Origin of the sequence: Candidatus Nanosynbacter sp. TM7-087 (assembly GCF_022828365.1) — a bacterium.
In the GTDB taxonomy this organism is placed as follows: domain Bacteria; phylum Patescibacteriota; class Saccharimonadia; order Saccharimonadales; family Saccharimonadaceae; genus Nanosynbacter.
Genome location: NZ_JAJQJU010000001.1, coordinates 412701 through 438206, shown reverse-complemented (window position 1 = coordinate 438206; position 25506 = coordinate 412701). Strand labels below are relative to the sequence as shown.

Annotated in this window: 18 protein-coding genes; 13 read left to right on the top strand and 5 right to left on the bottom strand. The window is 45.5% G+C overall.

What is annotated here, in order from left to right; all coding sequences use genetic code 11:
- Positions 1–12 precede the first annotated feature (12 nt).
- Positions 13–3753 (top strand): DNA polymerase III subunit alpha, encoded by a 3741-nt coding sequence (dnaE, locus tag LRM41_RS02330; protein ID WP_243819290.1) that lies wholly within the window; start codon positions 13–15, stop codon positions 3751–3753.
- Between the two features lie 489 nt (positions 3754–4242).
- Here the strand turns inward: dnaE and LRM41_RS02325 are convergent, their stop codons facing one another.
- Complete coding sequence (locus LRM41_RS02325) at positions 4243–4803, bottom strand: TrmH family RNA methyltransferase (protein WP_243819289.1); 561 nt, start codon at positions 4801–4803, stop codon at positions 4243–4245.
- A gap of 51 nt (positions 4804–4854) precedes the next feature.
- On the opposite strand from LRM41_RS02325, the gene LRM41_RS02320 reads away from it, so the two are divergent.
- Both LRM41_RS02320 and LRM41_RS02315 read left to right on the top strand, forming a co-directional pair.
- Positions 4855–6477, top strand: a complete 1623-nt coding sequence (locus LRM41_RS02320; protein WP_243819288.1) for a GspE/PulE family protein — start codon at positions 4855–4857, stop codon at positions 6475–6477.
- A 37-nt stretch (positions 6478–6514) separates the two neighbouring features.
- Positions 6515–8086, top strand: coding sequence for a hypothetical protein (locus LRM41_RS02315; protein WP_243819287.1), 1572 nt, complete (start codon positions 6515–6517; stop codon positions 8084–8086).
- A 2-nt stretch (positions 8087–8088) separates the two neighbouring features.
- Here the strand turns inward: LRM41_RS02315 and LRM41_RS02310 are convergent, their stop codons facing one another.
- Positions 8089–9222 (bottom strand): NAD(P)-dependent malic enzyme, encoded by a 1134-nt coding sequence (locus tag LRM41_RS02310; protein WP_243819286.1) that lies wholly within the window; start codon positions 9220–9222, stop codon positions 8089–8091.
- 163 nt (positions 9223–9385) lie between these two features.
- Here LRM41_RS02310 and rplS point away from each other — a divergent pair, with 163 nt between their 5' ends.
- From rplS to rnhB, 3 genes are all read left to right on the top strand, one after another.
- Entirely contained in the window at positions 9386–9907 is a 522-nt protein-coding gene (gene rplS, locus LRM41_RS04055; RefSeq protein ID WP_129637077.1) for a 50S ribosomal protein L19, read from the top strand.
- Between the two features lie 68 nt (positions 9908–9975).
- Positions 9976–10473: a hypothetical protein gene (locus LRM41_RS02300; RefSeq protein ID WP_243819285.1), complete on the top strand. Its 498-nt coding sequence runs from the start codon at positions 9976–9978 to the stop codon at positions 10471–10473.
- Positions 10457–11446: a ribonuclease HII gene (gene rnhB, locus LRM41_RS02295; RefSeq protein ID WP_243819284.1), complete on the top strand. Its 990-nt coding sequence runs from the start codon at positions 10457–10459 to the stop codon at positions 11444–11446. The genes LRM41_RS02300 and rnhB overlap by 17 nt, the downstream gene beginning before the upstream one ends.
- Before the next feature lie 122 nt (positions 11447–11568).
- Here rnhB and LRM41_RS02290 read toward each other — a convergent pair whose 3' ends face one another.
- Positions 11569–11955: a hypothetical protein gene (locus LRM41_RS02290; RefSeq protein WP_243819283.1), complete on the bottom strand. Its 387-nt coding sequence runs from the start codon at positions 11953–11955 to the stop codon at positions 11569–11571.
- Positions 11956–12215: 260 nt separating this feature from the next.
- Positions 12216–14729: a M1 family metallopeptidase gene (locus tag LRM41_RS02285; RefSeq protein ID WP_243819282.1), complete on the bottom strand. Its 2514-nt coding sequence runs from the start codon at positions 14727–14729 to the stop codon at positions 12216–12218.
- Between the two features lie 20 nt (positions 14730–14749).
- On the opposite strand from LRM41_RS02285, the gene LRM41_RS02280 reads away from it, so the two are divergent.
- The 7 genes from LRM41_RS02280 to LRM41_RS02250 all read left to right on the top strand — a co-directional run bounded on the left by LRM41_RS02280 (position 14750) and on the right by LRM41_RS02250 (position 22800).
- Positions 14750–15439 carry an HNH endonuclease family protein gene (locus LRM41_RS02280; RefSeq protein ID WP_243819281.1) on the top strand — a complete coding sequence of 230 codons (690 nt, stop codon included), beginning with the start codon at positions 14750–14752 and terminating at the stop codon, positions 15437–15439.
- Between the two features lie 36 nt (positions 15440–15475).
- Positions 15476–15934 (top strand): GNAT family N-acetyltransferase, encoded by a 459-nt coding sequence (locus LRM41_RS02275; protein WP_243819280.1) that lies wholly within the window; start codon positions 15476–15478, stop codon positions 15932–15934.
- A 116-nt stretch (positions 15935–16050) separates the two neighbouring features.
- The gene (gene nusA, locus LRM41_RS02270; RefSeq protein WP_178142967.1) at positions 16051–17172 is read left to right on the top strand and encodes a transcription termination factor NusA; all 1122 of its coding nucleotides are present in this window, start codon (positions 16051–16053) and stop codon (positions 17170–17172) included.
- Positions 17173–17212: 40 nt separating this feature from the next.
- Complete coding sequence (locus tag LRM41_RS02265) at positions 17213–19669, top strand: ATP-dependent Clp protease ATP-binding subunit (protein ID WP_243819279.1); 2457 nt, start codon at positions 17213–17215, stop codon at positions 19667–19669.
- On the top strand, positions 19653–20633 hold the full coding sequence (locus tag LRM41_RS02260) for a GumC domain-containing protein (protein ID WP_243819278.1): 981 nt from the start codon (positions 19653–19655) through the stop codon (positions 20631–20633). Before LRM41_RS02265 ends, LRM41_RS02260 begins: the two co-directional genes overlap by 17 nt.
- On the top strand, positions 20633–21982 hold the full coding sequence (gene radA, locus LRM41_RS02255; protein WP_243819277.1) for a DNA repair protein RadA: 1350 nt from the start codon (positions 20633–20635) through the stop codon (positions 21980–21982). The genes LRM41_RS02260 and radA overlap by 1 nt, the downstream gene beginning before the upstream one ends.
- A gap of 11 nt (positions 21983–21993) precedes the next feature.
- A complete protein-coding gene (locus LRM41_RS02250) occupies positions 21994–22800 on the top strand; it encodes a PIN/TRAM domain-containing protein (RefSeq protein ID WP_243819276.1) in 807 nt (268 codons plus the stop codon).
- A gap of 5 nt (positions 22801–22805) precedes the next feature.
- Here the strand turns inward: LRM41_RS02250 and LRM41_RS02245 are convergent, their stop codons facing one another.
- Complete coding sequence (locus LRM41_RS02245; protein ID WP_243819275.1) at positions 22806–25466, bottom strand: transglycosylase domain-containing protein; 2661 nt, start codon at positions 25464–25466, stop codon at positions 22806–22808.
- Positions 25467–25506 lie beyond the last annotated feature (40 nt).

Sequence of the window (25506 nt, the reverse complement as noted above, 5' to 3'; positions counted from 1 at the left end):
TAATTGTTATTAATGACTGAGGGGACAAGCGAACAATCATCGTCGGCGGCTTTGAAGCCGTCAGATTTCGTGCATCTTCATAATCACACTTTTCATTCGGTGCTGGACGGATTGACTAAGATTCATGACTTGGTCGATAAGGTTAAGGAGCTCGGAATGGAGGCTGCTGCCGTAACTGATCACGGCACGATGAGTGGCATTTTGGACTATTATAAAACTGCCAAAAAAGCGGGTATTAAGCCGATTATCGGAATTGAAACTTACGTGGCGACTCGTTCTCGGTTCGATCGCGATCCAGGTAAGGATAAACAGCGTTTTCACTTGACTGTGCTTGCGATGAATAATACGGGCTTCCATAACTTGATGAAGTTGTCGACGCGCGCCAATCTGGAGGGAATGTATTACAAACCGCGAATTGACCATGATTTACTGGAGGAATTGAACGAGGGATTGATTGTTCTGAGCGGTTGTGCGAGTGGTGAAATTGGCGTGGCGCTGAAAGAAGATGATTATGATCGCGCTCGTGATATTGCCAAGTGGTATAAGTCAATTTTTGGTGATCGTTATTATTTGGAGCTACAGGATCACGGACACCCGAAGTCGAACACACACTGGGACGTGCAGGCGAAGATCAACGAGGGCTTGATTAAGCTTTCAAAAGAGCTTGATATTGAGATGGTGGTGACTTGTGATGGTCACTATTTGACGCATGAATATCAAGACGCGCACGAGATTCTGCTTTGTGTTGGGACGGGTTCGTATCTCAGTGATGAAAAGCGAATGAGCTTGAAGGATTTTGAGCTTCACTTGACGGATCCGCGTGATATTATCGATCACTGGGGTGAGGAATTTCCTGAAGTTATTCGCAACACGAAAAAAATAGCCGATCGCTGCGACGTTGAGATTGAGCTTGGGCGAATTCTTATTCCAAAATATCCATTGCCAGACGGCGAGAATGAACATTCGTATCTGCTTAGATTGACATATCAAGGTTTGTTGCAGCGTTACAATGGAGCTTCGAAGGAGGAGGCTGAGAAATTAGACCCTGACGAAATTATTCCGAAGTTGTCTGATGAGGTTCGTGAGCGCGCTAAGATGGAGCTTGGTGTGATGGGAAATATGGGCTATGAAGGTTATTTCTTGATTGTCCAGGATTTTATCAACTGGGGAAAATCTCAAGGAATTGTTTTTGGGCCTGGGCGCGGTAGTGCGGCTGGTTCAATTATTGCGTATGCGCTTAATATTACAGATCTTGATCCGCTGAAATATGGACTACTGTTTGAGCGATTTCTTAATCCTGATCGTATTTCTATGCCCGACATCGACGTTGATATTCAGGATACGCGTCGCGATGAAGTGATTGAATATTGTGCGAAAAAATATGGCGAGGATCATGTCAGTAATATCGCAACGTTTGGTAAGATGTTTGGTCGTATGGCAGTGCGTGACGTCGCCAGGGTTTTGGAAGTTCCGTACGCTGAGAGTGACCGCTTGGCGAAGTTAGTTCCGCCGCCAAACCAGGGGCGTCATATTCCGTTGTCCGTGAGTATTAAAGAAGACGCGGACCTTCGGAATGAATATGAAAATAATCCGACTGCGAAGGAAGTTCTGGACTATGCAATTCAGCTGGAGGGGACGATCCGTAGTCACGGAGTTCATGCTTGTGGTGTGGTGATCGCGCCAGATACGCTAGTCAATTACATTCCTCTTGAAATGGCACAAAAGGGTGTAGTGGCGACTCAGTTCCCGATGGGCGAGGTTGAAGAGTTGGGTCTATTGAAGATGGACTTTTTGGGGCTTTCGAACCTTACGATTATCAATAACGCTATGAGGATTATCCGAAAAGCTTACAAGAAAGAGATTAACCTTTCGGAGTTGCCACTTGATGATAAAAAGACCTACGAGCTGTTTCAGCGCGGCGACACAACTGGTGTTTTTCAGTTGGAATCTGCAGGAATGAAGCGATATTTGCGCGGACTAAAGCCGACTACGTTTGAAGATATTATTGCTATGGTGGCTCTTTATCGTCCGGGCCCAATGCAGTTTATTGACAGCTTTATTAGGCGCAAACACGGCGAAGAAGAGATAACTTATTTGCATTCTGGAATGAAAAACTCGCTGAAAAATACTTACGGAATTTTGGTCTATCAGGAGCAGTTTATGCAGATTTCTAAGGAATGGTGTGGATTTACTGGTGGTCAGGCTGACACATTGCGTAAGGCTGTTGGTAAGAAAAAAATTGACTTGATGAAAAAGGTCAAGCCTGAATTCGTCGAGGGTGCGGTTAAAGTTGGTGGCGCAACTAAGGAAATTGCGGAAACTTTCTGGACTCAGCTGGAAGAATTCGCTAACTATTGTTTCAATAAGTCGCACGCCGCTTGTTATGGTTTGATTGCCTATTGGACGGCTTATTTGAAGGCGCATTATCCCGACGCATTTATGGCGGCGCTTATGACCAGCGACCATGATGATACTGATCGTCTGGCAATTGAAATCACCGAATGTAAGCACATGGGAATTAGCGTACTTAGTCCTGACGTAAACGAGTCGTTCGTTGAGTTTGCGGTGGTGCCGAATGAGAATAAAATTCGTTTCGGAATGTCGGCAGTGAAGGGCGTTGGCGTTGGTGCGGTCGAGGAAGTTCTGCGGGCGCGCGAAGATGGGCCGTTTACGTCGGTTGAGGATTTTGCTAGGCGCGTTTCAACCAGCAAATTCAACAGAAAAGCCTGGGAGTCGCTTATTAAGTCTGGTGCGTTTGATGATATGGGCGATCGATCTGATTTGCTTTTCAATCTGGATTCCATTACGTCATTTGCGTCCAAACTCCAAAAAGAAGCCGCCAGCGGGCAGACCAATTTGTTTGGAATGTTGGGTGGCGATGATGCGGCGAGCGTCCAATCGACTCTTCATCTCCAGAAGGCTCCTGTGAAACACGACGATAAAGAGCGCTTGATGTGGGAGCGGGAACTGCTGGGGTTGTATATTTCGGCGCATCCGCTTGATAGATATGAAACATATTTGAGCGAGCAAACTCAACCATTGACACAATTAGTTCCTGAGTACGACAGTCGAATGATGACGGTCGGGGGAATTATTAGTACCGTTCGCACAATTGTCACAAAAAGCGGCTCGAAGATGGCGTTTGTGGGAATTGAGGATAAATTCGGCGAGGGTGAAATAATTGTTTTCCCAAATCTGTATGAGAAAGTTGGCGCCAAGCTAGTTCAGGACGCGGTGATTCGAGTTTCTGGTAAAAATTCAGCTCGAGATCGTGACGGAAATCTGGGCAATGAAAGTAAACTAATTGCCGATGATATCATTGTGATTACGGATAACGATATCAATGGCTATGAGTCGACTGGCCGTAAAATGGATGCGCCAAAAATTAGCTCTGCTGTGAAAAAAGAGCGCCGTGAAGCTTATCGTAATCAGAAAAATGGAGCTTCTCCGAAGTCTGCTGTGAAGAATGACGCCGCCAAACCGCAGCCAAAAACTCATTCGGCGCCTGTTAATGTTGCGCCAGAAATTCCCGCTTCAAAGTTATTTGTGTATATTAAAGACCCGAATGACCATTCGCGGTTAGTGAAAATGAAGTCTGTTTGCGGCGAGAATGCTGGCACGACTGATGTGGTTTTGGTGCTGGGCGAGAAAGAGAAATCAGCCATGCGTCTGCCGTTTAAGGTGGATGCTAATGATAACCTATTAAGCCAATTAAAAAACACTCTGGGTGAAGAGTGTGTAATTCTAAAGTGATAGTTAGCCCGCTGACAGAGGCCTAGCCGGAGCTGGTTGCTCTACGGCGGGCTAACTATACTACTGTCAGCGGGACTTATTGTCCCGCAGTTCATTCCTCACCTCTGTCTTACCCCTCTCTTGTAGGGTAGTGTAAGTGGCCGCCGTCGTGCAGTAGAACAAAGCCACCAGCACCGTGTGGTACATCGGCCGGTGTGGCGATTCTGCTACCATGAAGTAGATGAAAAAGACTGTCATCCACACGCCAGCCGCGGCGGCTAGCGTGTGCCATATGTGGCTAACCCCCGAAGGGGCCCTGTAGGCGTACCATGCAACATACATGGTTGCTAGAATTGTGAGAATAAAGAAAACGTCAAACATTTCCTCTAACCTTTCATGTAGGGGACTACTTTCTCCGGGGGATTCCAGAGAAAGCTCATACAAATATAACACATATGTTTAATAAAGTCAATAATCAGACTTGAGAAGTTTATTTATGTGTTGTTGAGATTATTTCATCTTAGGAAAAATAAGTCCGAACAGCGCAATTCCTGTTGCGACCGACACGTTGAATGATTCTTTTTGACCGAACATTGGGATTTCTACAGTGAAATCGCAGTTGTCCAAAAGCTCCGGCGTGATTCCGTGGACTTCTTCGCCGAGTAGCAGCGCAAATTTTTCAGGCGGCTGAAATTCTGATAGCATCACACTGTCTTTTGATTGCTCCAGCGCGATAATTGGCAAGTTTTCTGTTTGCTGATTCTCTTTAATCCAATCGTTAATATCTTCATAAAACTCAAACGGCACCAAACTTTCCGCGCCTAAGGCTGTTTTATGAATTTGGCTGGTGATTTTTTCGCGAATGTGCGGCAGGCGAGGATCTTCAGATCGAATTTCTCCATCAACAAGCGCACAAACAGGCGCCTTGCTGCATAAACTCAATTCTGGATACGGCGTGTAGCCACTAAGAATAATCTTCTTCACACCAAATCCTTCGGCTGTGCGAAAAATTGCCCCAACATTATGTGTTGAGCGAATATTGTGGACTAACAGAGTAATTTCTGGATTCATATCACTATTATATCACTCGTAAAACCGTAAGCTTTTTGGTATAATTTTCATATGGACGAAGATAAAATTCAGGCGCGACGCCGTGAGCAAGATGAGGAAGCGACTCGTCGTCGAGCGTCAATTTTAGGACTTCAATATCTTGATGGGCGGGAATTTGAAGATACTTTACCTTTGCTTAAGGATGTTTTAACGATAGAAGAGATGTATAAGGGTCGGCTGGTTCCGCTGGCTTTTAATGAGGAAGACCAATCTTATCGATTTGGTGTTACGTCGCAAACTTCTGAATCGTTGATGAAGCGGATGCGAGATCAGTATGTTGAAAATGGCAAGCGAATCTTCTTCTTCTTAATTTCCGGTTCGGCGTTTCGGTCAATTATGCTTAGGTTTGATCCGCCAAAAAAAGTGATTTACGATAACATCGAAATTGCCAAGGAGGGCGATAGCGATACTCTGGCGCAGGTTACTCAGACTTTGGCTTCTGTGGGTACGAATGACGTGTTTAATTATTTGATTGACCAAGCGGATCTGTTGGGCGCGTCGGATATTCATATTGAGAACCAGCGCGAATCGATTCGAATTCGGATGCGTGTTGACGGAGCTTTGCACACGGTGGCGGAGCTTAGCAGAGATAGATATCGAGTGATTATGGCGACTTTGGCGTCGCGTGCGAATATTTCTACCGCTTCAAGAGAGCCTCAGTCGGGCCATATGCAGCAGGAAATTCATAGAGATGGCGCATCGCATGTGCTGAATTTGCGTGTGGAAGCCGTGATGACGGTGTATGGTTTGGATCTGGTGCTTCGATTGTTTAATTTTGACGAGTCAATGTTGAACTTGGATCTTTTGAGTATTTCAAAGAAAGAGCGCGAGCAAATCGATGAAGTCATTTCTCATCCGCGCGGGATGCTGTTGATGGTTGGTCCAACTGGTTCGGGAAAGTCTACGACGTTATATAGCATTTTGAACGCTCTTAACACGCCAGATAGAAAGATTATCACGCTGGAAGATCCTGTAGAAAATACAATTCCCGGGATTGCTCAGATTCCAATTGATACGACAAATGGACAGAGGTTTGCTGACGGTTTGCGCAGTGTTTTGCGTCTTGACCCAGATGTGGTGATGGTTGGCGAGATTCGCGACAATGAAACTGCGAAGACTGCGATTCAGGCGTCAATTACGGGACACTTGGTGTTGTCTAGCTTTCACGCCAATTCGACTGCGGCGGCGTTTAGTCGTATGATCGATATGATTGGGCAAAACCCGATTTTTAGCTCGGCGGTTCGGCTGGTGATTGCTCAGCGACTGGTGAGGAGATTGTGGGATGATAGCAAGGAAGAATATGAGCCAGATGAGGCGACTCGCAAGTGGGTGAAAGAAGTCTTGAAGGATCTGCCAGAGAATGTTGATTGTCCAGATTTGGATACGTTTAAGCTTTGGCGTGCGGTGCCGACGGATGACGTTCCGTTTGGCTACAAGGGGCGAATTCCAGTAATGGAGCAGTTGGTTGTAAGCGAGAATATTCAGGAATTCTTGCGCGGCGATGTTGAGGATGTTCATACTGAGGCAATCGAAAAAGCCGCAAAAGAAGATGGCATGGTGACGTTACTCCAAGCTGGCGTGTTGGCAGCTCTTCGTGGTGAAACGACATTAGAAGAAGTTAATAGAGTAATATAATTGACTTTATAGCCATAAACTGATAAAATATTAGTTTATGAGCGAAATGTTGGAACATCCTCATTGCGATAATGAATCTTCAGAGTCTGAGAAAGACTCTGTCTGTGAAATTTTTGGTACTGCCATCAAATTTCTTGAATATATATATGAAGATGTGACCAAAGATTCATCTATATTTAAGGACTTGGTTGAGAAATATAAGCCTGTAATTGATAGTCTTAAGCAGGCTAAGGATATATACGGACAGTCTCCTGAATATTTGGATATCCGCTATGATTTTGACGAAGTGAGTTCTCGATTGAAAGAAGAATTTAATAAGGAGTATAAAGCCTCACTAGATGCTTTTATATCATCGTTAGATAAGATTTTTCCTGATAATATAGCGGAAGTTAATGTTCCGAAATACTGCAATCTTAAGGGGTGTAAAATTCCTAAAGTAAAGAAATTTCAGAGGAATAATAATCTCAGCCCAGATGTTGCCGACTCTGAATATATGCAACTCACACTAGAAACTAAGAGGTCCGTGATTGATAGGATTTATAGAAAAGACAGCACTTTTCCGCCTATAGAATTTGGAGTAAGTCGACCTGAATACGATCCAGTTCGCGAAAAGACACATCACTTGGTTGAGCTATTGACAAATTTTTCAATGCTTAAAGCTGATGAGCTTGAGGCGATGTCTGGGAATGAAAGTGGTGCGCGTATGGAGCGCATTGAAGCCTTCTTTAATTATGAAAGAGACTTGGAGTGGGCCAAAACCATACTCGACTGCACAGACGAGATGAGAGATCTGGACGAGGAATTGTTGGCTCGTGAATATACGGAAATTGTATTTGAGGAAAATTGTCCGAATGCACAAACTCTTGCCAAGTCTGTGGTGGAAGAAAAAATGAAGTCAATTCTAGAAAGCGAGCTAAAGGTTCTTTCTGAAAAATTCACAACTTACGAAGCGGCGGGTGAAATTGCGAGTGGGTCTTTGAAAAAAGTCGCTAAGAGAAAAAGGTCAAGCAAACCGAAGCTGACAATCGAAAAAAGCAGCTCTCAGTTGGTAGAAATTGGATTGAAGGCGGGAGATGCTGTGATACTTGATAGCGAGATGTTTCCGTGGCTCAAAGAAGATTCTATTGTGGATGTACTGCATGTTGAGCGTGGTGGTGACGGTACTGTGGTCGCAGTAGTTGACGCGCGCACTGAAGAGGCCAAAAAGGTCGAGCATAAAATGACTGGATACGAAAACGACGAGAAGAAGCGGGACATTCTGCCTATTATTAAGGATAAATTAACTATGGCTGCTAAATGTGTAGCAACTTCAGAAGATAAGTCTGTCGGTTTGCCAATTGGTTTGAATAACAGATTAAAAGAGCTTTATCCGTTTATAATTTACGCCTGGAAAGAACAAACGCATAACGCCAAGAGGGTTTATGTGTCAAAAGTCAACATTGAAGATATGCCCGATGAAAGTGAGACTAAAAAATCTCTTCAGGAAGCTGGAGTGACTGAAATGGTGCTATTTTTGGGGGCTTGCGACAAACAGAACCAGGAGTCGTTAGTGGCTTTGTTTATAGATGGAGATTCTCGTGATGCTGCTAAGTACGGTGCTGGTGCTTAGGCTTATCTAATAACATTTGCAATAGCTTCAACGACACCCTTATCAAATGCAGTTGGGACGACTTTATCAACGGTTGGATTTTCGACCAGGTTAGCTAGTGCTTCAGCAGCCGCCAATTTGTGCTGATCGGTGATTTTCTTAACTCCGTGATCTAATGCGCCGCGGAAAATTCCAGGGAAGGCCAGAGAGTTGTTGACCTGATTTGGAAAGTCGCTACGACCTGTACCGATGATTGCGACGCCAGCTTGTTTGGCGACATCTGGCATAATCTCTGGAACAGGATTTGCTAGCGCGAATACGATTGGATCTTTCGCCATTTTTTGGACTAATTCTGGAGTGAGAAGTCCTGCGCGCGATACGCCGATGAATACGTCTGCGTCGGTGATGGCGTCTTCAATTGAGCCAGATTGCGATGCGTCGACATATTCCAATAGTGCGGTTTTTTCAGCGTTCAAATCTGTGCGTGATTTTCCGACAATTCCTCGGCTATCCACCGCTACGATGTTTTTTGCTCCGTAAAGATTTAATAATTTGATGATTGCCGTGCCAGCTGCGCCTGCGCCGATGACCACGAATTTGCAATCTGCCAGGTTTCGTCCTGTCAGCTTAGCGGCGTTAATTAAGCCTGCTAATACAACGACAGCCGTGCCGTGTTGGTCATCGTGGAAGACTGGAATATCTAATTCTGCCTTCAATCGTTCTTCAATCTCAAAACATTTTGGTGCGGCAATGTCTTCGAGGTTGATGGCTCCGAAACTTGGCGCGATGGCTTTAACTGTGGCAATAATTTCTTCTGGCTCGTGAACGTCTAGCACAATTGGCACTGCGTCGACATCGGCAAAATGCTTAAATAGCAAAGCCTTTCCTTCCATGACTGGCATGGCGGCTTTTGGTCCCAAATTACCTAAGCCCAAAATTGCTGAGCCGTCTGAGATTACAGCAACTAGATTGTTTGTCCAAGTGTACTTTGGTAAATCGGCTGGATTTTCGGCAATTGCTTGGCTAACTGCGCCGACGCCAGGGCTGTAATAAGCGCTAAGCTTGTCGCGATTAAGCTCCTCTTTATCTCTGAGGCTAGTCGTAATTTTACCTTTGTATTTTTCGTGTAGTTCGAGTGCTAATTTATTGTAATCCATAACTATATTATACTCCAATTTTATTTAATTGATATTTCTTTAGATTTGTGTTATTATCTTATGTAGTTGTACGAGAGTTAAATATTCGAGCCTTGTTTGATATGGAGCCGCAGAGGTACAACTGCGTGGCCAGTCGGAGCGAGTTCGGAAGATAGGAAATATTATGAGTTTTGAGTTAATCAACAAAATCAACCAAGCACAAAAAAAGCAAGCAGTTGTCGATGCTCGCAGTGGTGACACAGTTCGCGTTTACCAGAAAATTAAGGAAGGCAACAAAGAGCGTATTCAGATGTTCGAGGGTGTTGTTATCCGCACCGATAATAAAAAGTCGCACACATCACGCATTACGGTTCGAAAGATTGCTTCAGGCGTTGGCGTTGAAAAGTCATTTTTGATGCACAGTCCACTGATTGAGAAGATTGAGATTGTTCGTCGCGCTAAGGTTCGCCGCAAGTTCTTAAGCTTCCTTCGCCAGCGTAGCGGTAAGTCAGCTCGCTTGACGGCTAAGAATTTCGATCGCGCTGCTGTTAATGACATTCATGACGTTAAGGCAGAGGCGGAAGCTGAACGCTTGAAGGAAGAAGCTGCTCAGGCTGCTGCTGCAAAGCAAGCTGAAAAAGATGCTGCTCAGGCTGAACTTGACGCCAAGGCTGCTGAAGTTGCAGCTCGCCATAAAGACGCGTAATTGTCAATTGGTTAATCATTAAAACCGTCTCTTAATCTGAGGCGGTTTTCTCATGTTATAATCTCAATATGGCAATATTCCACTATATATCCGTCCTTGTTCCGACGACTTTGGCTGTGGCGGCTCCTTATGTTTTGAAGAAAAACGGCTTTGATAGTGAGCGAAAATATCGTTGGCTACTTTACGTAGCGTGTTTGTCGTTTTTCATATCTTGGTATTTGCCATCGCCATTAATTGACGGGCAGAACACTAGTTTTACGACGCACTTTGTGGGCGGTGGACTATTTGCGGGGCTGTTCTGGGCGTATTTGGTTTCGTCGATGAAATGGCGGGCGCATTGGCTGATTATGGCATTTTCGATTTTTGCTTTAGTTTCGGCGTTGGGCTGCATTAATGAATTGGCAGAATTATTTATGGTCAAGGTGGGCTTGGCGAGCATAAAATTGGACGACACGAATTGGGATATTTTGGCGAATACATTAGGCGCGGCAACAGTTTGGATTGGCTGGATTATTGCTGATTTTATGACGAAAAAGGGAAGATTGTCGGGTGATTCTGGGAATTGATGAAGTCGGGCGCGGCGCGTGGGCTGGGCCGTTAGTGATTGGCGCGGTGGTTTTGGGCGGCGCTGAAATTGAAGGGCTTGATGATAGTAAAAAATTGACTAAAAAACGCCGTGAGTTGCTCGATGAGGAAATTCGCGAGCAAGCGTCGGCTTGGGCGTTGGGCTGGGTTTCTGCTGAGGAGCTGGATGAAATAGGAATGAGCGAGGCGCTTAAATTGGCGACGCGGCGTGCAGTTAAAGAAATCCAAGCGAAATGTCAGAAAAGTGGCTCGACGTTTGATGAGATTATTATCGATGGGACGGTCAATTTTTTGGCGGGTACACCGCTAGAAAAGTATGTAACAATTATAGCGAAAGCCGACGGTCTGATTCCGAGCGTTTCGGCGGCGTCGATTATTGCTAAGGTGGCTCGCGATAAATTCATGGCGAAGCAGGATAGTATTTATCCAGGATATGATTTTTCTTCGCACGTTGGCTATGGCGTAGCGAAGCACCGAGCGGCTATTGATAATCTGGGTGTAACTCCGCTACATCGACTAAGTTTTGCGCCGTTGGCTAAATATGCTAATACTGGGGCGAATTCTCAGAATACGTCTGACGATAGAAAATCTAAAAACCAGCAAAAAGACACAACGCGTCAAATTGGTGATAAAGGTGAGCAAGCGGCGGCGGATTGGTTGGTGGCTGATGGTCATGAGATTATAGAGCGGAATTGGCGGACGCGGTATTGTGAAATTGATATTGTTAGTAAAAAAGACGATGTTTTATATTTTACAGAGGTCAAATATCGGAAAAATGACAATTTCGGCGATGGATTGGCGGCAATTACAAATAAAAAACAGCAACAAATGCGTTTTGCTGCTGAAATATTCATTGCCAAAAATGCGCAATATGAAGGCTGTGATATGCAAATGCTGGCAATTTCTGTTGATGGAAATCCGCCTGTAGTTGAAGAGTGTGTGGTGTTGGAATAAATTGTTCGCTTTCGTCGTTTCCGACTCATCAGCATAGACACACATCTATGGAGCAAACATGACAAGTGAGAGAATCTGACGGAGAGTCTACAGACTCGCCATGTTTGCGAGGTTATTGCCTGCTACTCCTGGTTGTTGGAGAAGTAGACGACAACGCAAGGATCGGGAGTAGTTACCCATGGGTTGGATTCTACGTATCTGAATTCAACGTCACGGATCTTCTCTTCGAGGCTCTGGAGCCTCTTAAGGAGCGCCTTGCGACACGTAGGATTGCCCGCAACTGCTGAGGTGATTCGACGATCATGATCATAGATACAGATCTCGTCCGGAAGCTTACCCGTCATCAAATATGCGTCGACTGCGGCTTTCCTGGCTTCCTCGCACAGTGTGGGGATTCCCTCTTTGAGGAAACGGGAGATTTCATTTCTCCTGAGCGTCTTCAGTGTTTTCTTCCTATCATTGATGTCGGCAGCCCTCTTTGCCTTGACTTCATCGGTAATGAACGGCATTGTAGTACTCTCTCCTCATCTGGGCGAACGCCCGTGCTGGAAGCACTGATCAACGCCCGGATGGCATAGATCGAAGATGAGGCTTTGAGGTACTTATTAGAATACCGCAAAATCTCACCTTCGTCTTATAGATTCTCTTCACTTGTCAAAGTACGCTTTCGGACAAGGATTTACTCGGCTTGTCAACAAAAGCCACTTCTATTTATATCACCAATAGGATAAAATGTCAACGGATTTTGTCAAAAATGTGGCATAATATATCACAGTGCTGTTTGCAAAGCAGAGAGTACGTCCGCCTTATCTCGCTCAATCAACTCGACACGTGCTGATATTTCGGTAATTCCTAATTTAATTGTCCTGGCGAGGGCTGGAATATTTTCTATCGGTTCAAAGAATTGTCGAAAGTCGTTAAGTTCGTTGGTTGTCAGTAGCGCTGTGGCGGCATAGCGAATGAAATCGTCGTAACTTTTATCTTCGCCAAATTTCTCTTCGACCCATGCCCAGTTTTCTTTCAGCCAATTCCAAGCAATCTGGCGGCTTTCTCTGGTCCGAATCAAATATACAAACCAACGGCTAGCGTCTTGCGGGCGGATAATATTGGAATCTTTAATGTTGGCAAGAATTTTTTCTGCTGTTTTAGGGTTTTTGGTGGAAGTTAGTCCAATTGCAATATCATTCTGCAGGTCATTTGACGGCGTGTTCTTATATGCAGTAAAGAGATTTTCAGTCATCTCTGGCGTCTCGAAATGCCTCACGTTTGTACTGATAATTAAAGCTCGAATTTCTGTCGGTAAGTCTTCCAATTTATTATTGTCAAAACGCGTTTTTGCCTCGTTCAAAACTTCTTTATCTTCGCTATATATCATAAAACTCAAAGCCGTAGTGCGCCGCTCGCGGTCGTCATCCGATTCGCCAGCTTTTTCATCCCAGCCAAGCTCTTCAAATGTGGCGCGCGCAAATTCTCCAGAAATTTTCTTTAATGAATCTCTGGCAGCGTCATTATCATCGACGAATTTTCGCAGTTCCGTCAAAGCACCAGCCGCCATCCCGAAGACTTTTTCGTTGGTTTCGGTTTTTAGCGACAATGCTAATGGAAGTAGCGACGCCGAGTTTTCAAATCCAGCGCGGGCGAGTATTGTAGCATCTTGTAAGATGCAAATCTTATCCAAGGTTGGAAATTCTGTAATGTTTTTCAATAAATATTCGCGAGTGGATTCGTCATATTTGGTGATGAAGTGGGCGCTTAAGCCGCAATTTAATTGTAATGGCTTTTCAACAGAAACGGTGGTTTCTTTTTGATTTAGAACCTTTACGTCAAGTGGCTGATTTGCGAATAATGGAATCGGCCATAATGCGTCGGATGGTTGGTGTTCGCCGATGAAGAATCGTTCCTGACTTAAAATCGCCGCGTCGTGACTGTTTGAAACTGATACGACAGGAAGGCCAGGTTGGGAAATCCAAGCGTTCATTAAGTTGACAATTGGCTGACCGCTCGCTGATTCCAATTCTTGCCATAAATCATTTCCGACAGTGTTTTTATACGCGAATTTTTCAAAATATGATTTAAGTCCAGCGCGAAATGCCTCTTCGCCAATAAGCTTCCTGATCATAACTAGCAGTCGTCCACCCTTGGCGTAAACAATTGCCGGGTCGAACAAAGTGCTGATTTCGTCTGGATGATTGACGTCGGCTTGTACTGATTGAACGCCGTCCAAGCTGTCGCGCCTGAGTGCAGCCGTTACCTCATTCGTGGCAAAATCTTCCCACATGCGCCATTCGGGGTGTAACGTATCAATCGCCACGTATTCCATCATATTGGCAAAGCTTTCATTGAGCCATAAATCATTCCACCAGTTCATGGTAACGAGATTGCCAAACCATTGATGGCTAAGTTCGTGCGCGATAACCGTGGCAATGAAGCGCCTGGATGATTCTGGGGTCAACTCAGGGTCTGCCAGTAAACAACTTTCTCGGTAGGTGATTAAACCCCAGTTTTCCATAGCACCAGACGAAAAGTCAGGAAGTGCTACGTGGTCGGATTTTGGCAATGGATATTTGACGCCGAAATATTCATCATAAAAATCAATCGAACGAGCGGCTATATCTAACGCAAAATCTAATGTATTTTCATTCTGAGCAGGAGTCGCCCAGACGTTGACCTCAACTCCAGATTTGGTGTGTGCGGTTTTTTTGTGCAATTCGCCAATTACAAAAGCCAAAAGATAACTGCTCATTCGTGGAGTTTTCTCGAACATTGTTGTGAGTGAATCGCCATTTTCTTCTTCGCTTTTTACGGGCATATTTCCCAAAACTGTTATTCCTGTTCGGGTGACCAGTGTCAAATCATATTCAGCTTTGGCGGCTGGCTCGTCAACGCAAGGGAAAACTTCGCGGGCGTGATGCGATTCAAATTGAGTTGCAAAAAGCTGTTTTTTAACGCCGTCGTGGGTGAAGTAACAAGGATACAAGCCGTGCATTGCGTCGGTGATGGTTCCGGAAAAATTGATACAAACTATGTGGTTGCCGCTTTTAAGTTCAGGTTGAAATAATCTCAATTCGTCAAACTCACCAAATGAAACGTCGGCGGGCTGATTGTCAATTGTGGCTGATTGAATTGTTAAGCCTTTGGAATGTAGCGAAATTGACTCGCCAGTTGACTCGCCAGAAATGATAACTGTGCCAGAAAATTCTTTTTCCTCGGCGCGTGTTAAATCGAGAGTTAGGCTGTAATGATTTGGTGTGAATGTGTCAAGTAAGCGTGGAACTTTAGTCATAGTTTAATTATAATACAGTCATGAGGGTGAATAAAATACGACGTCGGCAAGTGGTGATTGCGCTGGTAATTTTGGTGGCTGGTGTGGCGGTTTGGGCTTCGCGAATTTCACAACCCGAACCTCAGACAATTCAAACTTCAACACAACGAGAATTATTTGGTAATTCGAATGCCAAAGCGGAATTGGAAAAGATAGAAGTTAAAGGACGTGCGCCAAAGACTGGTTATTCCAGAAAGCAATTCGGCAACGGCTGGGGCAAAATTAACGGCTGCTCTGTGCGGGAAGTGATTCTGGCGCGAGATTTGACGGATGAGAAAATTGATGAAAAATGTCGAGTTTTGTCGGGTGTGTTGAACGATCCGTACACCGGTCAAGTAATCCAATTTCAGCGCGGCGAAAAATCGAGCTCTAAGGTTCAGATTGATCACGTAGTGGCTTTGAGCGATGCTTGGCAGAAGGGTGCGCAGCAAATTTCTCCAGAAGAACGAGAGAAATTAGCGAATGATCCGTTAAATTTATTAGCGGTTGACGGCCCAGCAAATCAAGCCAAAGGTGACGGCGACGCGGCAACTTGGCTGCCGAGTAATAAACCTTTTAGGTGTCAATATATTGCGCGACAAGTGGCTGTGAAACGAAAATATCGCTTGTGGGTAACGGAAGCTGAAAAAAGCGCGATGTCGGGAATCCTGGAAAAATGTGTGGAAGTATAATATTGACAAAATACGTTTTTATGATAAAATGGTAGAATGAAATCTGAAGTATGTCTTACTAAATTGTCGGTGATTGATGATGAGGCTTTGGAACGGGCGGCTTTGGCTCACTCGGAGTCTGTTTTGGGCTGCGAGTTTACGGATAGTGCGAAAAAGGATTTAATAGAATATGTAAAAGGCATGAATAATTACTACGGTAGCGACGTTTTTGCTATCGATACTTCTGGTGAAGAGTTGTCATCTGGGCTTATGACTGTATGCTCTAATGGTGACGGCGAGATTACTATAGAAGATCTTTTTGTTAGGGAAGTTGCGCGCAAGCGAGGAATTGGTCGGGCGGCTATTGAAGCTTTGGCTAGTGAATATCCAGATGCGCGTGCTGTCAAATTGTATTCCCTGAAATCCGCTGAAGAGTTTTACCAAAGAATTGGATTTGACCAAATATCGCCATCCACTAAGAGATGTTTATCTCTTTGGCGAAAAGAATTGGATTGACAGAATAGAATCTTTCCGCTACAATAGAAAAGTACTAATCCGGCCGGCAGGTCGGAGTTTTTCGTTTATGGAAGTTTGAGACGGAAAAAGATATAATTAATAAGAAGGAGAATGTAATGGAAGACTTGAACATTAAGCAGTTGACGTTGGCAGTGCGTACGATTGCTGAGGAAAAAAACTTGCCAGAAGAAACAGTTTTGAGCGTGATTGAACAGGCGATTGCAGCGGCTTGGCGTCGTGATAATGGCACACGTGACCAATTGGTTCGTGCTAGCTTGAATGTCAATAACGGTACGGCTGTCGTGTCGGTTGTTAAAACTGTTGTTGAAGAAGTTGAGAATGACGCCAATCAAATCGACCTAGAGGAAGCTAAGGAGATAGATCCTGCGGCTGAACTTGGCGGTGAAGTTGTGATGGAAACTCATAACGTGACGACTTTTGGTCGAGTTGCGGCTCAGACTGCTAAGCAAGTGATCTTGCAGCGTTTGCGCGAAGCTGAGCGTGAAGTTGTTTTGGCGGAATTTGAGGATAAAATCGGTACGGTTGTTATCGGTACGGTTCAGCGAGTTGAGCCACGCGTTGTGCGAATTGAGCTTGGCAAGGCTGTCGGAATTATGCCTCAGAGTGAGCAAATTCCTGGCGAATATTATGGTGTTGGTCGTCGAATTAAGGTTTACATTAAGGACATTGAGCGCGAAGGTCGCGGTCCGCAATTGATTCTTAGTCGCGGCAATGAAGAGTTTGTGCGATTCTTGTTCAATCAAGAAGTCCCAGAGATGGAAACTGGTGCAGTTGAAATTAAAGCAATCGCTCGTGAAGCTGGTCGCCGAACCAAATTGGCGGTTTCTTCGGCGCTACCTGGCGTTGATCCAGTTGGTACGTTTGTTGGCGGTCACGGCGCCCGTGTTCAGGCTGTGATGAATGAAATTGGTGAGCAGGAAAAAATTGACATTATTCCATACGAGGAAGACGCGGCTGGATTTATTGCTAATGCGATGAGTCCGGCAGAGGTTTTGAGTGTGACTGTCAATGAAGATGAGAAGCGTGCGACGGTTTATGTTAGCGAAGATCAGCAATCGATAGCAATTGGTCGTGCCGGACAGAACGTTCGCTTGGCAAGTCGATTGACTGGCTATGAATTAGACATCGAAGCAAAAACTCCCGTTAAGGCAGAACCAAAACCTCGAAAGAACATTGAGGATAGTTTGATGAGCGTAGTTGAGGAGGTGGCGGAATAAGCTGCCTTCTGCGAATCGCCGAAAACGAAAGGAGGGCGATATGTCAGAAGATTTTTCTGAATTAGAACCTCGGTTGACGGAAACGGCTCGGGCCAGTTTGGGGCGGGCTGGTTTTCTGGCGCATAATGAGGGGAGTGAATATGTTGGCACGGAGCATATTTTGCTTGGTGTGTTGGCGCAGAATTCGTCATTGGGTGCGAAGATTTTGGCTGAAAATGGCGTAACTTTGGATCGTGCGGAAATGGCGTTGAATCTGACCGCGAAGCCGCTGGTGATTACGATTGTAAGTAAGGGTTTGAGCGCTGAAGTTGTTGAATTGATAAGGATTGCTTGGCAATTAGCGGTTGAATTTGGACAGGAAAAAATTGGCACGGAACACATCGTTTATGGAATGCTACAGCAGCACGAGGCGCGAGCGACTAAATTGCTGCGGGATATGAACGTTGACATTGACAATCTGCGTGGAAGTTTGGAGGATGTGTTTGATAAACAGCAATTTGAATCTCTGCAGAGTGAACGCAGTACGGCAAGTAAAAATTCTGGCGATTTACGAGTTTTGGAGAAATTCAGTGTCGATTTGACGCGGCGTGCTAGCGAAGGATTTTTGGATCCGGTGATTGGTCGAGCGTCGGAAATTCAGCGAATGATCACGATTTTGGGCCGGCGTAGTAAGAATAATCCAGCGCTAATTGGCGAACCTGGCGTCGGTAAAACTGCGGTCGTTGAGGGCTTGGCGCAGAGGATTGCTGATAATAAAGTTCCCGAATTTTTGAAAGGCAAGCGACTTTTTCAACTGGATTTGACGGCGATGATTGCTGGGACGAAATATCGCGGACAATTTGAGGAGCGATTGCAAAAAGTTCTGGCGGTCGCCAAAAAACATCAAGAAGTTATTTTGTTTATCGACGAGTTGCATCTGTTGGTCGGCGCTGGTTCGGCTGAAGGTTCGATGGACGCGGCGAATGTATTGAAGCCAGCATTGTCGCGAGGCGAGGTGCGACTAATTGGTGCGACGACGTTTGATGAATATCGAAAACACATCGAAAAAGATGCTGCGTTGTCACGGCGCTTCCAGTCGGTGACAGTCAATGAACCATCATCGGAAGAGGCGGTGGAGATGATGCGAGGATTGAGAAGAAAATTAGCTAAGCATCATCAAGTTCAAATTCCTGACGAAATGCTGACTGAGGCGGTGGATTTGAGTCAGCGTTACGTGACGGAGCGATTTTTGCCAGATAAAGCGATCGACGTGATTGACGAGGCGGCGAGTTTGTTGAAGTCTAGCTCACCAATAAAATTGTCGCGTAAAGATAAGTTGGCTCGCCAAATTAAGCGATTGGCTGGGAAAATTGACGCCGCGGTCGAGGCTGAAAATTACGAAAAGGCTGCAGAGTTTAAGATGCAAATGCGACAGCTGGAATTGCAAGCCGAAGTGCTGAAAAATGAAGCTAGTGATGAGCCGGTATTGACCGATGAATATTTGCGTCGAGCGGTTTCGGCAATGACAAATATTCCAATTGACAGATTATCGTTGAATCAGATGAAAGATCTGATTCGCCTGGAAAAACGACTGAGCCAGAGCGTTCTTGGTCAGAATGAAGCGATTGAGCAACTGGCGCGCGCGATTCGCCGCAATAAAGCTGGACTAAATCGTCAGAGCGGGCCGCTTGGGTCGTTTATCTTTCTGGGCCCGACTGGAGTTGGTAAGACGGAATTGGCGCGAGTTCTGGCGCGGGAAGTTTTTGGCGGCGAGGATAGTTTAATTAAAATTGACATGAGCGAGTTTTCTGAGCGTCATACGGCTAGTCGTCTTGTCGGTGCGCCGGCTGGTTATGTTGGCTATGAGGATGGCGGGAAATTAACGGATAAAGTTCGTCGTCGACCATATAGCGTAGTGTTGTTCGATGAGATTGAAAAAGCGCATCCTGACGTTTTGAATTTACTTTTGCAAATCCTGGAGGACGGCAAGTTGAGCGATTCTCACGGACGAACGGTGAGTTTTCGACAGACGATTGTCATATTGACGAGCAACGTCGGCGCCGAGCAAATGATTCAGGATTCGGAGCTGGGATTTGGTGTGTCTGGGCAGAAAAAGTCGGCTAGCAAAAATCGTCACGAGAAAAATTCGCGTGCCGCTCTGCGTGAGCTTGAGGAGTTTTTGCGTCCAGAATTGATTGGCAGATTTGATAACGTGATTACATTTAAGCCGCTGTCTCGTTCGGTCGTGCGAAAGATTTTTGACAATCTCACGTCTGACTTGATCAAAGCTGTTGGTCTACATGGAATGACGCTTGATATTACTTCTTCGGCGAAGCGTTGGTTGATTGATCGGGGATTTGATGAGCAACGCGGCGTGCGAGTTTTAAGACGAACAATTCAGTCGGAATTGGCGGATCCACTGAGCGATGTTTTACTGTCCAATAAAGCAAAACCTGGCGACACGCTGGAGGCTAAAATTGATAATGATAAGGTGGTGATCAATGTCAATCGTGCGTAGAATATTCAGCGTCCTCACGCCGATAATTGTACTTTCTGCTGCGGTTTTTGTGATGGCGAATCGTCAGCAAATCATTGATGAGATTACGCTGTGGCAATATAAACCAAGTGCGGAAATTGTAGCTATTGCTGACCGCGTGAAAATGTCAGACACTGGCAGAAAAATGTTCTATGTTTCTAATCCGCAGATCAAATCGGCAAATGAGTTTAATGAAGATTGTCGTCGCGTGGAAAAGGGAAACGCAATTTTGGGTTGTTACAATCCGTCGTCTAGGGATATTTATATTTATAACGTGACCAATTCTGAGCTTGATGGCGTGAAAGAAGTGACGGCAGCGCATGAGATGTTGCACGCTGCCTGGGAAAGGCTGAGTGAGTCGGAAAAATCTCATTTGAGCGAGCTTTTGGAGCAGGCCTATAATAATGTGAAAAATAAGAAATTGTCCGAGCGAATGGAGTATTATGATCGTGCGCAACCTGGAACAAGGGCTAATGAATTACATTCAATTTTAGGGACAGAATTTGCCAATTTGGGCGACGAGCTGGAAGAATATTATCGACGATATTTTACTGATAGATCCGAAGTCGTGAAATTGCACGCGCAATATCAAGAAAAATTTGAGTCCAGAGAAAATGAAGCGCAGAAATTGAGCGAGTCGTTGAAGGTTCGAAAGGAAAAATTGAATAGAGAATTATCGCAATATTCGACTGATTTGGCGGATTATAATGGTCGCGTGGCGGACTTTAATCGGCGAGCGGGCGTTAGTGGCGGATTCTTGTCACAGAGTGATTTTTATAGTCAACGTAAAGCTCTGAAGGTGGAACTCTCGGAGTTGAACGAAAGGCGTGTCAATTTGAATTCTGAGATCAATTCTTACAATTCCGATGTTTTGCGACTCAGGGAATTGGGCGTGCAGATTGATGAATTGAATAAAAGTTTGGATAGTTTGGAGGGGGCGAAATAATGGCGAAAGCTAGAAGTCAATTTGTTTGTCAGCAGTGCGGAGCTAGTTTTTCAAAGTGGGCTGGCAGGTGTGAAAATTGCGGGGAATGGAATTCGCTAGTCGAGCAGGTCGTTTCTTCTGGCGGGTCATCTGTTGTAGATAAATCGGCTGGGCGCGGCAAAGCCTTGAAAACGTCTAGCATTCGTGAAACTGCTTCTGAGTCTGGATTAGAAAGATTAAACACTGGAATTGACGATTTGGACACTGTTTTGGGCGGCGGTTTTCTGGTTGGCGGCGTGGTGTTGGTGGCGGGTCAGCCAGGAATTGGAAAAAGTACGCTTTTGGCGCAAGTTGCGGCACATATTGCCAAGTCAAAATCGGTGTTATATGTAAGTGGTGAGGAATCGGTTTCTCAAGTGAAGCTTCGTGCGGAGCGTTTGGGTGCGGCTGACTCGGAAAAAATGCAGCTGGCGTCCAGTAATAGCGCGGAAGATATTGCGGCTTCAATTCAGCAAGGCGGATATGATCTGGCGATTGTCGATTCGGTTCAGACAATTTCTCTCAGTGAAATTTCCTCGGCTCCTGGGTCTGTTAGTCAAATCACCAACTCGTCAAATGTAATTATTCGTGCCGCCAAAGCTTCGGGTACGGCGGTGATTTTGGTTGGTCACGTCACCAAAGAGGGTTCAATTGCTGGTCCGAAAATATTGGAGCATTTGGTGGACGTTGTGCTGAATTTTGAGGGTGATCGATATGGCGGTTTTCGAGTTGTTCGGGCGCAGAAGAACCGATATGGTTCGACTAATGAAGCGGCAATTTTTGAGATGGACGAGCAGGGGCTAAGAATCGTGAAGAATCCGTCGGCGGAACTTCTGGCGGAGCGTCAGAATCTGGATGGGTCAATTGTGTTGGCGACCATGGAGGGCGCACGTCCGCTTTTGGTGGAAATTCAGGCGCTGGTCAATCCGACGAATTTTGGCTATCCTAAGCGCACGGCGAGTGGTTTTGATCTGAATCGATTAAATCTGTTGGTGGCGGTCCTGGAGAAGCGAACGAAGTTGAAGTTGGCGGACAAAGATATTTATGTCAATGTGGTCGGCGGTCTGAAATTAAATGATCCAGCGGCCGATTTGGCGGTGGCGATGGCGATTGCTAGCGCTAGTGCTGGTCGAAGTCTGGACGAAGGCGCCGTGGTGTTTGGCGAGATTGGTTTGGGTGGCGAGGTCCGCTCGGCGACGAATTGGCAAGCTCGAATTAAAGAGGCGAAGAAGCTGGGCTTCACTTATGCGATTGCGCCAAAAGTTCATAAAGATAAATTTATAAAAGGCGTCAGCGATATGCGACAGGCGCTGATTGACTATTTACAATAGAAAGGGAAAAAATGGAAGATTTTTACGGATTGATAATAATTATAATGTTGCTTGGTTTGGCGACTGAGGTTTATTTCTTGGCAAAACCGCGACGAAATTCATCTGTGGGCGCGGCGCCGATTTTGGTCGACACGTCAGTACTCATGGATGGGCGAGTGACTGAGCTAGCGAAGACCGGATTTCTGCTGGGCAAAATTATCGTACCAAGGAGTGTTTTGACTGAGTTGCAATTATTAGCCGACGGCGCAGATCATGACAAGCGTGAAAGGGCGCGGTTCGGTATGGATGTTGTTAAGGGGCTTAAGGACATTTTGAAATCTTCTTTTGAGCTATATGACGATAATATTCGCGTGCCGGAAGGTGTGGATTCGCGCTTATTGAAATTGGCAAAGGAAATGGATGCGGCAGTGTTGACGCTTGATTACAATTTGAATAAGGTGGCGCAAGTTGACGGCGTTAAGGTTTTGAATATCAATGAGCTGGCGAAAAGTTTGAGGATGAGTTATTTGCCTGGCGACGAGCTGGATTTGGAACTGTCGCAGAAGGGGCAAGATTCTCATCAGGCTGTTGGATATTTGAAAGATGGAACGATGGTGGTTGTTGAGAACGCCAAGCGCTACATTGGGCAAACGAAGAAGATTGAGATTATCCGAAGCTTGCAGACCGACGCTGGAAAAATGATGTTTGCGAAGCTTGTGGTTGAACAGAAAAAACCTGTAAAGCAGAAGACTAGCGTTCCTAAAAAGCGCACAAATGGTCGCTCAAAAACATCAGCTCAACACGAGGCTGAGCTGATTAATTTGGTAAATAAGCAATAGTTTATTTAGTTAACTTGAATGCTGCCAGTTGAGGTGGCGGTGTAATATGCAGAGTCTCTGACGGTTACAGAAACCGTGTGTGTTCCTGCCGTATCAAGTTCTACTGTAGCGGTCTGCTTGCCGCTTGAAGTAATTTCTGAACTCTTAATGCTCTTTCCGTCCACGGTAATTTCGATTGCCGATAAGCCCCAAGTTCCTGCTGTAACGTCGACATTTATCGTATATTTCTTACCACTGTTGGTGTATGATATCGCTCCAATTTGCGGCTTAGTGTCGTCGCACTTGTGAACGTCATCTTCTGCGTTCGCGTCGTAGCCTGAAGGAACGGTAATTGATTCTTTCTTAGTCAAAGGATCAATAATCTTTGTTACTTCAATCTCTTCCTTTGCGCCATCCGGAGTACAGTTTGTTGCCTTTTTCTTAGAGACTTTGTCGAAGGTAATTTTCTCTGTAGATTGACTTTGTTTCTTATTCCACCATGACGGGTAGAGCTCACCGTTGACAGTCTGGATTCCGCTTGGTCGCTCATACCATTGACCTGATTTCCATTTGCCTTCCTTGGCGTAAACTTGGGTGTGGGCGAACTCCATGACGCTTCTAATTACCGGCATGCCGTAGTTGGAAGCTGATGTGCCAATCACGCTGGTGTCGGAGTTTCCGAGCCACATTCCCATGACCAGAGCTGGGCTGTAATTAACAATCCAAAGGTCTTTTGGTTGCGAACCTTTGTCCGATGTACCAGTCTTTGCAGAGGTTCGAACGCCATTAACGCCCATCCAGCCGTGAAGTCCAGGGGTTCGGTCGGACAAGATGTCGTTCACGATGTATGCTGATTGCGAGTCGACAACTTGCTTGCCTTCATCTTTCCATTTTTTCAGAGTTTCACCTTGGCTATTCTTTACCTCGATAACACTTGAAATGTCTTTTTGAACTCCCATTCGCGCTAATGTTGAATAGGCATTCACCAATTCTGTCTGCTTGGTTCCACATGCGCCAATTGCTGCACCGAGCCCATAACCGCCGGCGTTTTCTTCCTGTCGGCAATAGTTAGTGTCGCCCATTCTGCGAATTCCCTCGACGACTGGCTTAGCGGATCCGTCACCAACGATGTAAGCGGCTTTAATGGCTGGGACGTTTCGAGATAGAGCAAGCGCTCTTCTAATATTGATAGCACCCATAAACTTATTATCCCAGTTCCTTAGAGTTGCGCCGTACAGTTTATCAATATTCTCATCGGCTAAGACTGTGCCGCTACCATATGCTTGCTTGCTGTCGTGTTTGTCGAACAATTGAGCAAAGACAAGCGGCTTAATTGTGGAACCTGGCTGGATATAGGAAACTGCGGCGTTGTCCTGACCGAAGCCAGCGTAGTTAAAGTCGCGGCTACCAACAAGTGCTACGATTTGTCCAGTCTGAACGTCTTCGACTGTTGCGGCGCCGTTACTGATTCGCACAGAATCTGGTCGACCCGTTGCAAAGAACGATTTCATTTCATTTTCAAGTTTCTCCTGAATTCGCCAGTCGAGGGTGGTTTTAATCGTCAATCCACCGCGTCCAACGACCGATTCGCCAAGCTCTTTACTCAACTGATTTCGGACCATCAATAGGAAGTGAGGAGCCTTAATATTCTCCAAGTGCTCGGTCTGCGGCTTAAGTGTGCTTAAGATGTCAATCTTTTTAGCCTTTTCAGCCTCATCCTTGGTAATAACTCCTTGCTCGGCCATGTAATCCAGAACTGTATGTTGTCGGGCAATTAAAGCCTTATTTCCAGCGGTGTTATATGGATTATAGTAAGTTGGATTCTGCGGAATACCAGCAATTAGCGCCGCTTCCGCCAGCGTCAGATCTTTTGCATGCTTACCGAAGTACGTTTGAGCGGCAGACTCTGCGCCGTTACGACGGCCGCCATATGGCGACTCGTTTAAGTATAGCGACAAGATTTGATCTTTGCTGTACATTCGCTCAACTTCAATAGCCAGGATGATTTCCTTGATCTTTCGAGGAATACCGCTAATTGATCGGTCGCCAGCCTCATCTGCGAAGAAGACTTGCTTGACTAGCTGCTGCGTCAGAGTCGATCCGCCCTGAACTTGGCGTCGTGAAGCAGTTGAGAGCATTGCGCGCAACATACCGCTAATACTGATGCCGTGGTGATTATAGAAGTTTCGGTCTTCAATTGCGACAGTGGCTTTTTTCAAATAGTCGCTAATCTGGTCAGATTCAACAACCAATTGATAATTGCCCGTACCTTTATCTTCCCAAAGCAAATTATCGTTGCGGTCGTAATATTTAGTGACAGTCGTTTGAACGCGCTTAGCAAGCTCGCCAGGGCGAATTTTATCGAGGTCTTTACGGAAATAGGCGAACATTCCGCCGATAAGTAGCAACATCAACAAAATACCGACGCCAAGAATTTTCAGAGCCATCAGTCCGCCTCGCTTGGAGAACCAATATTTCGCTAGTCGCTTCGGATGTAATCGATAAAAGAATCGCTTTACGGGATGTTTCGGCAAAGTCGCCAAATATTCCGCTCGTTCGCGCGCGTCCTTGTCTTTTTTAGTCTTATGTTTCTGCGCCAAATTGGCATATAAGTTCATCCGTTTCGACGGAGATTTCTTATCGCTTGAGCCGTGTCCGGCGGTGCTTATCGTAGTCTTTTTCTTCACAATTCTATTATATCACGCATATGTTTCGCTTCAATTGTAA